Below are 14,437 nucleotides of genomic sequence, written 5' to 3' on the forward strand. Positions count from 1 at the left end.
CTCGGCCAGCGCGGTCGCCACCGCCGAGCCGATGCCGCCAGCGGCGCCGGTGACCAGCGCCGCGCGGCCGGTCAGATCGAAATAGCCGCCCATCAGTAACTCTTGGGCAGGCCGAGCACATTCGCCGCCAGGAAGTTCAGGATCATCTCCTGGCTCACCGGGGCGATCTTCATCAGCCGCGACTCGCGGAAGTAACGCGAGATGTTGTACTCCTCCGAATACCCCATACCGCCGTGTGTCTGCAGGGCGCGGTCGGCGGCGTCGAATCCCGCGTCGGCGCAGAGGTACTTGGCCATGTTGGCCTCGCGGCCGCACGGCTTGCCGTTGTCGTAGAGCCAGGTCGACTTGCGCAGGATCAACTCCGCCGCGTCGAGGCGGGCCAGCGAATCGGCCAGCGGGAACTGGATCCCTTGGTTCATGCCGATCTGGCGGCCGAACACCACCCGGTCGTTGGCGTAGCGCACCGCGCGGTCCAAGGCGACGCGCCCGATGCCGAGCGCCTCGGCGGCGATCAGCATCCGCTCCGGGTTGAGCCCGTGCAGGATGTACTGGAAGCCCTTGCCCTCGTCGCCGATCCGGTCCTCGACAGGCACGCGCAGGTCGTCGATGAACAACTCGTTGGAGCTGACGGCGTTGCGGCCCATCTTCTTGATCGGCCGGATGTCGACGTGGTCGCGGTCGAGGTCGGTGAGGAACAGCGACAGGCCGTCGGTCTTCTTCGTGACGTCGTCGTAGGGCGTGGTGCGCGCCAGCAGCAGGATCTTCTCCGACTCGAGCGCCTTGGAGATCCACACCTTGCGGCCGTTGACGATGTAGTGGTCGCCGTCCCGCTTGGCGAACGTGGTGATGCGCGACGTGTCCAGTCCCGCACCCGGTTCGGTGACGCCGAAGCAGACGTGCAGCGACCCGTCGACGATCCGGGGCAGCGTGGCCGCCTTCATCTCCTCGGAGCCGAACACCACCACCGGCTGCATGCCGAAGATCGACAGGTGAATGGCGCTGGCGGCGTTCATCGCACCACCGGACCGGGCCACCTCCTCGGCCAGGATGGTGGCCTCGGTGATGCCGAGGCCGTGCCCGCCGTACTGCTCGGGGATGGTCATCCCCAGCCAGCCGCCACTGGCGATGGCGTCGTAGAACTCGCGCGGGAACTCGTGCGCGAGGTCCTTCTCCATCCAGTAGGTGTCATCGAACTTCGAGGCCAGTTCCCGCACCGACTTGCGGATCAGTTCCTGGTCCTCGGTGAGCTCGAAGCTCATTCCGCCCGACACTGCAATCTCCGTCCTCGTCATCGAAATCTCTGCCCGGCGTCGCCGGATCGTGGAGCCGCGCCGGTGCTCTCAGTCCCTGGCGCCGCTGACGGCCTTCGCATTGGCCGCGAAGTCGGCGAAGTTGGCGCCCGTCTTCTCCTTCTTCGACAGCGCCTGGATCGACACGTCGTGGCCCTCGGCGGCCTTGCGCAGCGCCCCCACCGTCGCCTGCTCCTTCGGGACGTGCTTGAAGGGTTCGAAGTGGTACCAGCGCATGGCGTTCTCGTGGGTGATCTTGTTGATCTCGTCGTCGGGCACGTCGTACTTGTCGAACACCTTGCCGAGCTCTTCGGGCGCACCGGGCCACATCGAGTCGCTGTGCGGGTAGTCCATCTCCCAGCAGATGTTGTCGATGCCGATCTCGTGGCGGTTCTTCACCCCGACCGGGTCGGAGATGAAACACGTCAGGAAGTGCTCGCGGAACACCTCTGAGGGCAGCTTGCCGCCGAAGTCCTGATGGGTCCACGTCGAGTGCATGTCATAGGTGCGGTCCACCCGGTCCAGGAAGTACGGGATCCACCCGGTGCCACCCTCGCTCAGCGCGATCCTCAGGTCCGGATACTCCTTGATCGGCTTGGACCACAACAGATCCGCCGCGGCCTGCACGATGTTCATCGGCTGCAGCGTGATCATCACGTCCATCGGCGCGTCCGGCGCGGTGATCGCCAGCTTTCCCGACGAGCCGATGTGGACGTTCATGATGGTCTCGGTCTCTACCAGCGCCTCCCACAACGGCTTCCAGTGCTCGAGGTCGTGAAAGGAGGGATAACCCAGGGTCGAGGGGTTCTCGGTGAACGTCAGCGAGTGCACGCCCTTCTTCGACACCCGGCGCACCTCGTCGGCGCACAGCTGCGGGTCCCAGATCGCCGGGATCGCCATCGGGATGAACCGGCCCGGGTTGGACCCGCACCACTCGTCGATGTGCCAGTCGTTGTAGGCCTGCACCAGCGCCAGCGAGAACTCCGCATCCTCGGTGGCGAACAGCCGCGCCGCGAAGCCGGGGAACGACGGGAAGTTCATGGTGGCCAGCACGCCGCCGGCGTTCATGTCCTTCACCCGCTCGTTCGGGTCCCAGCAGCCCTTGCGGATCTCGTCGAGGCCCTGGGGTTCCAGGCCGTACTCCTCCTTGGGCCGGCCCGCGACCGCGTTGAGTGCGACGTTCGGGATCACCGTGTCGCGGAACTGCCAGGTGTCCGAGCCGTCCGGGTTGTGCACCAGTCGCGGCGCCTCGTCCCGGTACTTCGCGGGCAGATGGTTCTTGAACATGTCCGGCGGCTCGATGATGTGATCGTCCACGCTGATCAGGATCATGTCGTCGTAGTTCATCGCGGTTCCTTCCGATACCGGCCGTGCGGGCCGGTGACGTGTTGCCCGACTGTGTTCTCCTACTGAGAAAACTAGCTTCTCGCCCGACGAGAATCAACGTAGACCATGATCGACCACAGGTTTCACCGGCGGCTGCGCCGCTGGTCACACGTCTGCTATTGACCATCGGGGCGAAAGATGGAAACCTCTTAGTCAGAAATGAGAACCGGATTCTCCTAAGTGAGAGTCGCTCGCTGGTCGCATACGAAGGGAGAGACCGTGCGCCTGGCCCCGTTGCCGGCAGAACAATGGGACGACGAGGTCGTCGGATCGCTGCGCGGCTTCCTCCCGCGCGCACGCCAGAACCCCGATGGGGCAGGCAACGCGATGTCGACCATGGTCCACCACCCCGCGCTGACCAAGGCGTTCATGCCGCTGAACCTGCACCTGCTGTTCAGCTCCACGCTGGACCCGCGGCTGCGCGAACTCGCGATCCTGCGGGTGGCGCACCGGCGCGAATCCCCGTACGAGTGGGCGCACCACACGTCGATGGCCAAGATGCTCGGCGTCACCGACGACGAGATCGAGTCGGTGCGTCGCGGTGAAGCCGCCGACGACTTCGAGCGGCTCGTGCTCGCCGCGGTCGACGAGCTCGACGACAACAACGGACTGTCCGACGAGACCTGGACCGCCCTCGGCGAGCGTCTCGACGAGCGGCAGCGCATGGATCTGATCTTCACCGTCGGCACCTACAACATGCTGGCCATGGCCTTCAACACATTCGGCGTCCAGCTCGACAAGCAGGAGAGGTAACACACTGATGGCGTTCTTCCAGAAACCGGCCGCAGGCAGCTGGACCGAGAACTGGCCCGAACTCGGCACCGCCCCGGTCAACTACGAGGACTCGATCGATCCGGAGCACTGGCTGCTCGAGCAGCAGGCCATCTTCAAGAAGACCTGGCTCAAGATCGGTCGCGTCGAGCAGTTGCCGAAGAAGGGCAGCTACTTCACCCGTGAGCTGCCGTCGGTCGGCCCCGGCACGTCGGTGATCATCGTCAAGGACAAAGAGGAGGTCGTCCGCGCCTTCCACAACCTGTGCCGGCACCGCGGGAACAAGCTGGTGTGGAGCGACTTCCCCGGCGAAGAGGTGTCCGGCGTCTGCAGGCAGTTCACCTGCAAGTACCACGCATGGCGGTACGCGCTCAACGGCGAACTCACCTTCGTGCAGCAGGAGGGCGAGTTCTTCGACCTGGACAAGTCCGACTACGGCCTGGTGCCGGTCCGCTGCGAGGTGTGGGAGGGCTTCATCTTCGTCAACTACGACGACGACGCCGCGCCGCTGCGGGAGTACCTCGGCGAGTTCGCCGAAGGGCTCGAGGGTTATCCGTTCCACGAGATGACCGAGCACTACAGCTACCGCTCGGAGATCAACGCGAACTGGAAGCTGTTCATCGACGCGTTCACCGAGTTCTACCACGCGCCGATCCTGCACATGAAGCAGGCGGAGAAGGAGGAGGCCGAGAAGCTGGCCAAGTTCGGCTTCGAGGCGCTGGCCTACGACATCAAGGGTGACCACTCGATGGTGTCGTCGTGGGGCGGCATGTCACCGCCGAAGGACCTCAGCATGGTCAAGCCGATCGAGCGGATCCTGCACAGTGGTCTGTTCGGGCCGTGGGATCGTCCCGACATCAAGGGCATCCTGCCCGAGGAGCTGCCACCGGCCATCAACCCCGGACGGCACAAGTCCTGGGGCACCGACTCGTTCGAGTTCTTCCCGAACTTCACCCTGCTGTTCTGGGCGCCGGGCTGGTATCTCACCTACAACTACTGGCCCACCGCGGTGGACAAGCACATCTTCGAGGCCGACCTGTACTTCGTGCCGCCGAAGAACCTCCGCGAGCGGCTCTCCCAGGAACTGGCCGCGGTGACGTTCAAGGAGTACGCATTCCAGGACGCCAACACCCTCGAGGCCACCCAGACCCAGATCGGCACCCGGGTGGTGACGGACTTCCCCCTGTGCGACCAGGAGATCCTGCTTCGCCACCTGCACATGACGGCTCACCAGTACGTTGACAGGTACAAGGAGTCGCTGGCGAAAGGCAACGGTTCCCCGAACGGGAAGCATGCCGCCACCACGTCGGAAGACTCAGCGAAGGATTCAGTGAATGTCTAAGTTGCCCGAGGAGTTCGCCGATCTCGAGCGGTTCGCCGACTGGTGCCTGCCCACCGAGGAGGAGCGGTACGCGAAGCGGCTGAACTCGACGATGGCCGAGATGCAGGAACTGTACGACGCGGGCATCGCCCGCCTCGAGGACATCATGGTCTACGTCGACGCCCGGTTCCCGCTCGCGGGCATGCCGGACGACGCCAAAGCGCTGGTGCACCTTGGCCAGTCGATCGTCATGGTGAGTTTCCCGATCGAGGTGTGGAAGCAGCCGCGCGTGCTCGACAGTGGCGCGGCCTACATCAAGCTCATCAAGGAGCCGGTGGTCTAGTCGTGCTGACCCTCAGAGCGGCGGGTCTGGTCGACGTCGACACCGGTGAGATCATCCGACCGGGGATCGTCAGGATCGAGGACGACACGATCGTCGGAGTCGGGGGCGATCCCGAAGGCGAGATCATCGATCTCGGCGACTCGATCCTGTTGCCGGGCCTGATGGACATGGAGGTCAACCTGCTCATGGGCGGCCGGGGCGAGAACCCGGGCCTGTCCCAGGTGCAGGACGATCCCGCGACGCGCGTGCTGCGCTCCGTGGGCAACGCCCGCCGCACCCTGCGCGCGGGCTTCACCACGGTGCGTAACCTCGGGCTGTTCGTCAAGACCGGTGGCTACCTTCTGGATGTCGCGCTGAGCAAGGCCATCGACGCGGGGTGGATCGACGGTCCGAGGGTCATCCCGGCCGGACACGCCATCACCCCCACCGGCGGGCACCTCGACCCGACGATGTTCGCCGCGTTCATGCCCGGCGCCCTCGAGCTCACCGTCGAGGAGGGCATCGCCAACGGCGTCGACGAGATCCGCAAGGCGGTCCGCTACCAGATCAAGCACGGCGCACAGCTGATCAAGGTCTGCGTCTCGGGCGGCGTCATGTCGTTGACGGGAGAGGCCGGGGCACAGCACTATTCGGACGAGGAGCTGCGGGCCATCGTCGACGAGGCGCACCGGCGCGGGCTGCGGGTCGCGGCCCACACGCACGGCGCCGAGGCGGTGAAGCACGCGGTGGCGTGCGGCATCGATTGCATCGAACACGGCTTCCTGATGGACGACGAGGCGATCCAGATGCTGGTCGACAACGACCGGTTCCTGGTCACCACCCGGCGACTGGCCGAGGCGATGGACGTCTCACGCGCTCCGAAGGAGTTGCAGGACAAGGCCGCAGAGATGTTCCCGAAGGCGCGGACGTCGATCAAGGCGGCCTACGAGGCAGGCGTGAAGATCGCCGTCGGCACCGACGCACCGGCGATCCCGCACGGCCGCAACGCCGACGAACTGGTCACCCTCGTCGACTGGGGGATGCCGCCCGCCGCGGTGCTCAGGGCCGCGACGGTGGTGGCCGCCGAACTGATCAACTCGACGAGGCTCGGCCGGATCGCCGAAGGCTATCTCGCCGACATCATCGCGGTGCCGGGTGACCCGATCGCCGACATCACCGTTACACGACATGTCAACTTCGTAATGAAGGGCGGTAAGGTCTTCAAGAATGACAGCGCCAACTGACGACAAGCGGATATCCGATCTGGTCGAGATCCAACAGGTACTGGCCAAGTACGCCGTCACCATCACCCAGGGCGACATCGACGGGCTGGTCAGCGTGTTCACGCCGGACGGCACCTACAGCGCGTTCGGTGACACGTACACACTCGACCGGTTCCCCGTCCTCGTCGATGCGGCCCCCAAGGGGCTCTTCATGACCGGTACCGCCCTGGTCGACCTCGTCGACGGTGCGGACACCGCGAGCGGCACCCAGCCGCTGTGCTTCATCGAGCATTCCAAGCACGACATGCGCATCGGCTACTACAACGACACCTACGTCCGCACCGACGGCGGCTGGCGGATCAAGACGCGTGCCATGACCTTCATCCGACGCAACGGCGACCACGACCACGGCCGGCCGCATGCGATCGGCAGGCCGAGCGCGTGACGGATCTGTTCGAGCCGGCGACGTTCCGCACCGCCCTGCGGACCTGGCTGGACGACAACCCCGACCTGGCGCCGTCCGGCGACCACTCCCTGCAGGGACACGTCCGTCAGTTCGCGCGGGTCCAGCACGCGCTCTACGACGCGGGCTGGAGCCGCTACGGCTGGCCCGAGCACGCCGGCGGACTCGGCGGTCCGGCGATGCTGCGGGCCATCGTCGGCGAGGAGGTGGTGGGCCGGCGGCTGGCCGAGCCGGGGCCCTACTCCATGCTCGAGGTGCTGGCGCCGACGATGATCGACTACGCCCCCGCCGAACTGGCCGCCGAGATGGTGCCGAAACTGCTCAGCGGCGAAGAGCAGTGGTGCCAAGGGTTCTCCGAGCCCGGTTCGGGCAGTGACCTGGCGTCGCTGACCACCCGCGCGGTTCTCGATCCGGAATCGGCGGGCGACCGCTACATCGTCAACGGCCAGAAGGTGTGGACCAGCTTCGCCCAGTACTCGCACCGCTGCGTGCTGCTCACCCGTACCGGTGACGCGGACACGCCCAACCACGAGGCGATCACCGCCTTCTTCGTCGACCTCGACACCCCCGGCATCACCGTGCGCCCGTTGCGGACCATGCACGGTGTCGACGAGTTCTGCGAGGTGTACTTCGACGACGTCGCGATCGACGCGAACCGGATGCTTGGCAAGCCCGGTGACGGCTGGCGGCTGGCGATGGACCTGCTGCCCTACGAACGGTCGACGTGCTTCTGGCAGCGGATCGCCTACCTGTACTCGCGATTCGACGCGCTGATCAACGAGGTCAAGAACCTCGGCCAGGTCACCGACTCCGATCTGGGCGAGGCGTACCTGGCCCTGCACACCCTGCGTTGCCGGTCACGTGCCACCCAGTACCGGCTCGCCGACGGCGACAAGCTCGGCCCGGAGACCTCGATCGACAAGGTGCTGCTGGCCGGCGCCGAACAACGGCTCTACGACACCGCGCGCGAATTGCTGCCCGGCGTCATCGAACTCGAGGACACCGAGTGGCGCACCGAGTACCTGTACTCACGTGCGGCCACCATCTACGGGGGCACCGCTGAGGTTCAGCGCAACATCATCGCCCGCCGCCTGCTCGACCTGGGGAAGGAATGACGATGACCCCGCCATCCGACACAGAGACGGACATCGACCTCGGCCTGCTCGAGGACGGTCTGCGCAAGTCGATGCTGTCGCGCTCCGGCGCCGACCTCGACGCCGCGCTGGCCGAACTGGGCTGGGCGGAGATGCTCGCCGACCTGCCCGACGTGGCGATCCCCCTGGTGTTCCGGCTGCTGGGTGAAACCGGTTCGCACGCATCGATCCTCAACGACGTGCTGCTGGAGACGATCGGCGGCCTTCCCGGCGGCACCCCGCCGCTGCCCTACGCCGGCGGCGCGTGGGTGATCTGGGAGCGCGGCGAGGCGAGCGCCAACGAGACGCTCGGCGGGCTGCCGCTGCGCGTGATCCCCGACGGCGAGACGATGCGGCTGGGCGAGGCCCGCAAGGCCGTCGGCTGGTGGCTGTGCGGCACGGCCCGGGCGATGCTCGCGCTGGCCCGGCAACACGCGCTGGACCGCAAGCAGTTCGGTCGGCCGATCGCGGGCTTCCAGGCCGTGCGGCACCGGCTGGCCGAGACGCTGGTGGCCATCGAGGGCGCCGAGGCGACACTGGGCCTGCACGGCAACGAGAGCCCCGACCTGACCGCGATGCTGGCTAAGGCCGCAGCAGGGCGGGCCGCGCTGACCGCGGCCCGGCACTGCCAGCAGGTGCTCGCCGGTATCGGGTTCACCGAGGAGCACGATCTGCACCACCACGTGAAGCGCGCGCTGGTGCTCGACGGCCTGCTCGGCAACTCGAAGGAACTCACGCGCAAGGCCGGCGCGGGACTGCGGGCCCGCGGCTCAGCGCCGCGGCTCGCCCAGCTTTAGGCCGCCTTTTCTCCGCGAGCAGACGCAAAGTGCCCGGGACACGCCGTATGGCGTGACAATTTGCGTCTGCTCGGCGGAAAGAGGCTGGCGCTACTTGACGTTCGACTTCATGTCGTCGAGGTTCACCAGCACCGGCCACCCGCTGACACTCAGCGCATTGCCGTGGCCGGTCTGGTGGATGTCGAACACCGACTGGATGGCGGCGTAGAAGCCCTGCACGTCGAGGGTCTGATTCACCGCACGCTTGGCCTGACGCAGCGCGAACGGCGGCATCGTGGCGATCTGCTCGGCCAGCGCCCTGGTCTCCGTGTCGAGGTCGGCCCGCGGCACCACCCGGTTGACCATGCCGGTCTTCTCGGCCTCCTCGGCGGTCAGCGGCCGGCCGGTGAACAGGATCTCCTTGGCCTTGCGCGGGCCGAGTTCCCACGTGTGGCCGTGGTATTCGACGCCGCCGATTCCCATCAGCGCCACCGGGTCGGAGAACAGTGCGTCGTCGGCGGCCACGATCAGGTCGCACGGCCAGCACAGCATCAGTCCCCCGGAGATGCAGCGGCCCTGGACGGCGGCGATCGACGGCTTGGTCGTGTTGCGCCACTTGAGGGTGTACTCCAGGTAGCGCCGGTGCTCGTGGGCGATGATGAATTCCAGCGTGATCTTGTCGGGCACCGGGCCGCCACCGCGCAGGTCGTGACCGGCGGAGAAGTGTTTCCCGTTCGCGCGCAACACGATCACCACGACCTCGGGGTCCTCGGCGGCCTTCGTCCATGCGGCGTCGAGTTCATCGAGCAGTTCTGGGTTCTGGGCGTTGGCCGCCTCCGGCCGGTTGAGCGTGATGGTGGCGATCTTGTCGGCGACGTCGTAGTCGATGTACACGGTGGCGTCCTCTGTTCTGGTGGTCGATCAGGTCCGGGGCAGGCCGAGCGCCCGCTGGGCGATGATGTTGCGCTGGATCTCGGAGGTGCCGCCGGCGATGGTGCCGGCGAAGCTTCGGGTGTACCGCTCGAACCACCCGCACGAGTGGCCCTCGATGTTCAGCGGCGTGTACGGGCCGATGGTGGTCGGATGCGCCAGGCCGTCGACGCCCGCGGCGGCCAGCGCGTACTCGGTGGCCGACTGGTTGGCTTCCGATCCGAGCAACTTGAGCACCGACAGCGCGGCCGGGTCCTCGTCGCCGCGCGCGGCGCGGGCGAGTGCTATGGAGCCGAGCAGGCGCAGCGCCTCGGTGTCCATCGCCAGCGTCGCGTATCGGTCCCGGTCGAGCGTGGTGCGCGGCCGGAAGTCGTCGACGAGGTCGGTCAAGCGGTCGGCGTAGCTCAGCCACAGCATGTTCCGCTCGTGGCCGAGCGAGCCGTTGGCCACCCGCCAGCCGTCGTTCTCCGGTCCGATCAGGTTGGCGGCGGGCACCCGGACGTCGTTGAAGAAGACCTCGTTGAAGTCGAGGTCGTCACGGTCGCACACGGAGGCGAACGGCCTGCACACCACACCGGGCAGGTCGGTCGGGATCATCAGCACGCTGATCCCCCGGTGCTTCGTCGCGTCCGGGTCGGTGCGGACGAACGTCAGCACCATGTCGGCGTCGTGGGCGCCCGACGTCCACACCTTCTGTCCGTTGACGACGTACACCGCGTCGTCGCCGCTGCCGTCCCGTACCGCCCGGGTGCGCAGCGATGCGAGGTCGGAGCCCGCGCCCGGCTCGCTCATGCCGAGCGCAGCGGTCTTCTCCGCCTTGAGGATCGGCACCGCCCACTGCTGCTGTTGCTCGGGCGTCCCGAACGAGATCAGCGATGCCGCGATGATGCCGACGCCCTGCGGGTTGAAACTCAGATAGATCCGCCGCCGGGACAGCTCGAGCTGATGGACGTACTGCTGCAGCAGAGTGGCGTTGCGGCCGCCGAACTCCGGTGAGTGTCCGGGCAGCAACCAGCCGTGGTCGAACAGCTTGCGCTGCCACCGACGCGCCCAATCGGGGATGTGCGCGGTGGACCGGGGCCGCTCGACCGCGTCGGCGTGCGGTGGGAGGTGTTCGTCCAGAAAGGCGGCGAATTCCGCCCGGAAAGCCTCGACATCGGCGTCAAACGACAGCTGCACGGCACTCCCGGGGCACTCGCAAACGTGGAAAGCCTTCTCTAATCTTCAGAATGAGAATACTATTCTCATCGTGAGAAAGTTACAATCTCAGGCACGTCGGTCGCGAGGGGGTCCAGGACCACAATGCCAAGGCGTTCTCCGGTACAGTTCATCCATGTTCTCCCCAGTCGGCAAGCGTCTGAGCAGCCGGTGAGCACCCCCAGCGAAGAGCCGGCCTGGAAGCAGCGCGCGGTCGAGCGGTCCATCAAGACTGCCAAGTTGCGCGCCGCACAGCGGGTCCAGCGCTTCCTGGATGCGGCCCAGGCGATCATCATCGAAAAGGGCAGTACCGACTTCACCGTCCAAGAGGTCGTCGACCGTTCACGGCAGTCGCTGCGCAGTTTCTATCTGCAGTTCGACGGCAAACACGAGCTGCTGCTGGCGCTCTTCGAAGACGCGTTGAGCCGGTCGGCCGAGCAGATTCGCGCCGCGACGGCCAGCCACTCCGACCCGATCGAGCGTCTGAAGGTGGCCATTCAGCTGCTGTTCGAGTCGTCGCGACCCGATCCCACCGCCAAGCGGCCGCTGTTCACCGACTTCGCGCCCCGGTTGCTGGTGTCCCACCCGGCCGAGGTCAAGATCGCGCACGCGCCGTTGCTCGCCTTGCTCACCGAGCTGATGGAAGACGCCAGTGAGGCGGGCCGGCTGCGGGACGGGATCAACCCCAAGCGGATGGCGGCGATGACGATGCAGACGGTCATGTTCGTCGCCCAGTCCAGCGGCGGGAACGATGACGCCACCATCCACCCCATCGGTGCCGAAGAGGTGTGGGACTTCTGCTCCCACGGGTTCGCCGCCAGCTAGCGGAGAACCGAGTTCTCGGCTGCCGAGAGGGCATTCACATAGTGGACACGCCCGCGGTCGCCAACTCTTGCTGAGAATGGGATTCTCGTAAGCGGAGAGTATAAATCGCGCCGAATGAGCGCCTCATTGACACAATCGGACACCGGTGACAGAGTGCCCGATGAGAAGTGCTGTGCAATCGCCCAACATGCCACCGCCGGCATCGGACACCGCGGACGTGTTCGACCGTCGGCGCCACATACACACCACGAAGTCACACACCACGAAGTCCCCTGTGAAGAATCGAGGAATCAATGACCGGACGCGTAGAGGGCAAGGTCGCCTTCATCACCGGTGCCGCACGCGGGCAGGGTCGCGCGCATGCGGTGCGACTCGCCCAGGAGGGCGCGGACATCATCGCCGTCGACATCTGCAAGCAGATCGACAGTGTCCGAATCCCGCTGTCCACGCCCGAGGATCTGGCGGAGACCGCGGATCTGGTCAAGAACGCGGGCGCCCGCATCTACACGGCCGAGGCGGACACGCGTGACTACGACACGTTGAAGGCGGCCGTCGACGCCGGCGTCGAGGAGTTCGGCCGGCTCGACATCATCGTGGCCAACGCCGGCATCGGCAACGGCGGCGAGACGCTGGACAAGACCAGCGAGGGTGACTGGACGGACATGATCGACGTCAACCTCGGCGGCGTGTGGAAGACGGTCAAGGCCGGTGTCCCGCACATCCTCGCGGGCGAGCGCGGCGGGTCGATCATCCTCACCAGCTCGGTCGGCGGCCTGAAGGCCTACCCGCACACCGGTCACTACGTCGCCGCCAAGCACGGCGTCGTCGGCCTGATGCGCACCTTCGCGGTCGAACTGGGCGCCAAGAACATCCGCGTCAACTCGGTGCACCCGACGAACGTGAACACGCCGCTGTTCATGAACGAGGGCACGATGAAGCTGTTCCGCCCCGACCTGGAGAACCCGGGCCCCGACGACATGAAGGTGGTCGGCGAGTTCATGCACACGCTGCCCATCGGATGGGTCGAGCCCGAGGACATCGCCAACGCGGTGCTGTTCCTGGCCTCCGACGAGGCCCGCTACATCACCGGCGTCACGCTGCCGGTCGACGGCGGCAGCTGCCTCAAGTAGCTCGTCACGAATGCCCGGGTGCGGACACCGTCCGCGCCCGGGCATTCGGCACTTCGGCCTAAACCCTCCGGCCGTCGGCGCCGGGATGGTTGCATGGTTTCCTGGGGCCGAGGGGAACCCCACTGCAGGAGCGCTGGGCGATCCGTGGGGCAGAAACGAGGTGGGGCGTGAAGCGGCTCAACGGCATGGACGCCATGCTGCTGTACAGCGAGACCCCGAACCTGCACACCCACACCATGAAGGTGGCGATCATCAACGCCGCCGAGTACGTGCCCGACCCGGCCGACGACGGCAATGCGGAATTCTCGTTCGATGTGTTCCGCCGCACCATCGCCCGCCGGCTGTACATGCTCGACCCGCTGCGCTACCGGCTGATCGACATCCCGTTCCGCCTGCACCATCCGATGTGGCTGGAGAACTGCCCGGTCGACCTGGACTACCACGTGCGCAGGGTGCGGGTCCCGGCGCCCGGCGGGCGGCGCGAACTCGACCGGGTGATCGGCGAGATCGCCGGCACCCCACTCGACCGCAGTCGTCCGCTGTGGGAGTTCTACTTCGCCGAGGACATGGCCGACGACCGGTACGCCCTGATCGGCAAGGTGCACCACACCCTGGCCGACGGGGTCGCCTCGGCGAATCTGTTGGCGCGCCTGATGGACCTCGCGGGCACGCCGCGCACGGAGCAGGACGAGTACGCCACCTGCGAGCTGCCGACGACGACCGAGCTGGTGCGGGAGGCCGCCCGCGATCACATGCACCAGATCTCGGAGATTCCGAGCCTGGTGCGCGACGCGGCCCGCGGCATCGCCCGGGTGCGGCGGCGTTCGCGCGAGAAGCACGACGACGCAGGCATGGCGAAGATGTTCGACACCCCGCCGACGTTCCTCAACCACGTGGTGTCACCGGTGCGGACCTTCGCGACCGCCTCGGTGGCTCTGACGGAGGTGAAGGAGACCGCGAAGCACCTCGGGGTCACCTTCAACGACATCGTGCTGGCGATGGCCGCCGGTGGTCTGCGGGAACTGTTGCTGCGCTACGACGGTCGTGCCGACCGGCCAATCCTGGCCTCGGTACCGGTGAGCACCAATCGCTCCGCCGACCGGGTCACCGGCAACGAGATCAGCGGGCTGGCGGTGTCGCTGCCGGTGCACGTCGACGATCCGCTGGAACGGGTCCGGCTCACGTCGCAGGCGGCCCGCAGCGCCAAGGAGTTCAACGAGCTGCTCGGCCCGGGCCTGCAGGGCAGGATGATGGAATTCCTGCCGACCGCGGTCGCACCGGGCGCCTTCCGGTGGCAGTCCCAGCGCGCCGCGCACAACCGCATCATGAACGTCGCCGTGTCGAACGTGCCGGGACCCCGAGAACGCGGCCACATCGGCGGCGCCCCGGTGACCGAGATCTACTCCGTCGGCGTGCTGTCACCCGCCAGCGCGTTCAACATGACCGTGTGGAGCTATGTCGACCAGGTCGACATCTCGGTGTTGTCCGACGACCGGACATTCGACGACGTGCACGAGGCCACCGATGCGATGGTGCACGAACTGGCCGAGATCCGGCGCGCCGCAGGGCTGCCCGGACTCACCGAGGTCGCCACCGCGATGAAGCCGGCTCCGGCGGCCGGCTAGTTGTACTGACCACGGACGTTGGTGACGGCGTGGTGAGGTGACAAGA

14 protein-coding genes and 1 pseudogene are annotated in these 14,437 nt (G+C 66.8%); 10 read left to right on the forward strand and 5 right to left on the reverse strand.

The features are described 5' to 3' along the window. From Q2100_RS23725 to Q2100_RS23735, 3 genes and pseudogenes are all read right to left on the reverse strand, one after another. Positions 1-93, reverse strand: a pseudogene (locus tag Q2100_RS23725) (3-oxoacyl-ACP reductase); the annotation flags it as partial. Beyond that, complete coding sequence (locus Q2100_RS23730) at positions 93-1,259, reverse strand: acyl-CoA dehydrogenase family protein (RefSeq protein ID WP_302916026.1); 1,167 nt, start codon at positions 1,257-1,259, stop codon at positions 93-95. The pseudogene Q2100_RS23725 and the gene Q2100_RS23730, both read right to left, overlap by 1 nt. A gap of 81 nt (positions 1,260-1,340) precedes the next feature. Next, positions 1,341-2,636 carry an amidohydrolase family protein gene (locus Q2100_RS23735; RefSeq protein WP_264013261.1) on the reverse strand — a complete coding sequence of 432 codons (1,296 nt, stop codon included), beginning with the start codon at positions 2,634-2,636 and terminating at the stop codon, positions 1,341-1,343. Between the two features lie 258 nt (positions 2,637-2,894). On the opposite strand from Q2100_RS23735, the gene Q2100_RS23740 reads away from it, so the two are divergent. Genes Q2100_RS23740 through Q2100_RS23770 form a run of 7 tightly spaced genes read left to right on the forward strand, consistent with a single transcriptional unit; the run spans position 2,895 to position 8,705 of the window. Beyond that, positions 2,895-3,428 carry a carboxymuconolactone decarboxylase family protein gene (locus Q2100_RS23740; protein WP_302916027.1) on the forward strand — a complete coding sequence of 178 codons (534 nt, stop codon included), beginning with the start codon at positions 2,895-2,897 and terminating at the stop codon, positions 3,426-3,428. Positions 3,429-3,435: 7 nt separating this feature from the next. Further along, positions 3,436-4,788 (forward strand): aromatic ring-hydroxylating oxygenase subunit alpha, encoded by a 1,353-nt coding sequence (locus Q2100_RS23745; RefSeq protein WP_302916028.1) that lies wholly within the window; start codon positions 3,436-3,438, stop codon positions 4,786-4,788. Next, the gene (locus Q2100_RS23750; RefSeq protein ID WP_302916029.1) at positions 4,781-5,110 is read left to right on the forward strand and encodes a hypothetical protein; all 330 of its coding nucleotides are present in this window, start codon (positions 4,781-4,783) and stop codon (positions 5,108-5,110) included. Before Q2100_RS23745 ends, Q2100_RS23750 begins: the two co-directional genes overlap by 8 nt. Before the next feature lie 2 nt (positions 5,111-5,112). Continuing rightward, positions 5,113-6,333, forward strand: a complete 1,221-nt coding sequence (locus Q2100_RS23755; protein WP_302916030.1) for a metal-dependent hydrolase family protein — start codon at positions 5,113-5,115, stop codon at positions 6,331-6,333. Next, complete coding sequence (locus tag Q2100_RS23760; RefSeq protein WP_269893541.1) at positions 6,317-6,757, forward strand: nuclear transport factor 2 family protein; 441 nt, start codon at positions 6,317-6,319, stop codon at positions 6,755-6,757. The genes Q2100_RS23755 and Q2100_RS23760 overlap by 17 nt, the downstream gene beginning before the upstream one ends. Beyond that, entirely contained in the window at positions 6,754-7,890 is a 1,137-nt protein-coding gene (locus Q2100_RS23765; protein WP_302916031.1) for an acyl-CoA dehydrogenase family protein, read from the forward strand. Before Q2100_RS23760 ends, Q2100_RS23765 begins: the two co-directional genes overlap by 4 nt. 2 nt (positions 7,891-7,892) lie before the next feature. Continuing rightward, complete coding sequence (locus Q2100_RS23770; protein ID WP_264013268.1) at positions 7,893-8,705, forward strand: acyl-CoA dehydrogenase family protein; 813 nt, start codon at positions 7,893-7,895, stop codon at positions 8,703-8,705. A 90-nt stretch (positions 8,706-8,795) separates the two neighbouring features. On the opposite strand, the gene Q2100_RS23775 is transcribed toward Q2100_RS23770, so the two are convergent. Further along, positions 8,796-9,578, reverse strand: coding sequence for an enoyl-CoA hydratase (locus tag Q2100_RS23775; protein ID WP_302916032.1), 783 nt, complete (start codon positions 9,576-9,578; stop codon positions 8,796-8,798). Between the two features lie 27 nt (positions 9,579-9,605). Next, positions 9,606-10,793, reverse strand: a complete 1,188-nt coding sequence (locus Q2100_RS23780; RefSeq protein WP_302916033.1) for an acyl-CoA dehydrogenase family protein — start codon at positions 10,791-10,793, stop codon at positions 9,606-9,608. Between the two features lie 189 nt (positions 10,794-10,982). Here Q2100_RS23780 and Q2100_RS23785 point away from each other — a divergent pair, with 189 nt between their 5' ends. The 3 genes from Q2100_RS23785 to Q2100_RS23795 all read left to right on the forward strand — a co-directional run bounded on the left by Q2100_RS23785 (position 10,983) and on the right by Q2100_RS23795 (position 14,391). Continuing rightward, on the forward strand, positions 10,983-11,636 hold the full coding sequence (locus Q2100_RS23785; RefSeq protein WP_302916034.1) for a TetR/AcrR family transcriptional regulator: 654 nt from the start codon (positions 10,983-10,985) through the stop codon (positions 11,634-11,636). A gap of 293 nt (positions 11,637-11,929) precedes the next feature. Beyond that, complete coding sequence (locus tag Q2100_RS23790; RefSeq protein WP_264013272.1) at positions 11,930-12,766, forward strand: mycofactocin-coupled SDR family oxidoreductase; 837 nt, start codon at positions 11,930-11,932, stop codon at positions 12,764-12,766. A 167-nt stretch (positions 12,767-12,933) separates the two neighbouring features. Then, positions 12,934-14,391, forward strand: a complete 1,458-nt coding sequence (locus tag Q2100_RS23795; RefSeq protein WP_302916035.1) for a WS/DGAT/MGAT family O-acyltransferase — start codon at positions 12,934-12,936, stop codon at positions 14,389-14,391. Positions 14,392-14,437: the final 46 nt, after the last annotated feature.

The sequence above is a fragment of the Mycolicibacterium arseniciresistens genome (assembly GCF_030519285.1).
Classification (GTDB): Bacteria; Actinomycetota; Actinomycetes; order Mycobacteriales; family Mycobacteriaceae; genus Mycobacterium; species Mycobacterium arseniciresistens.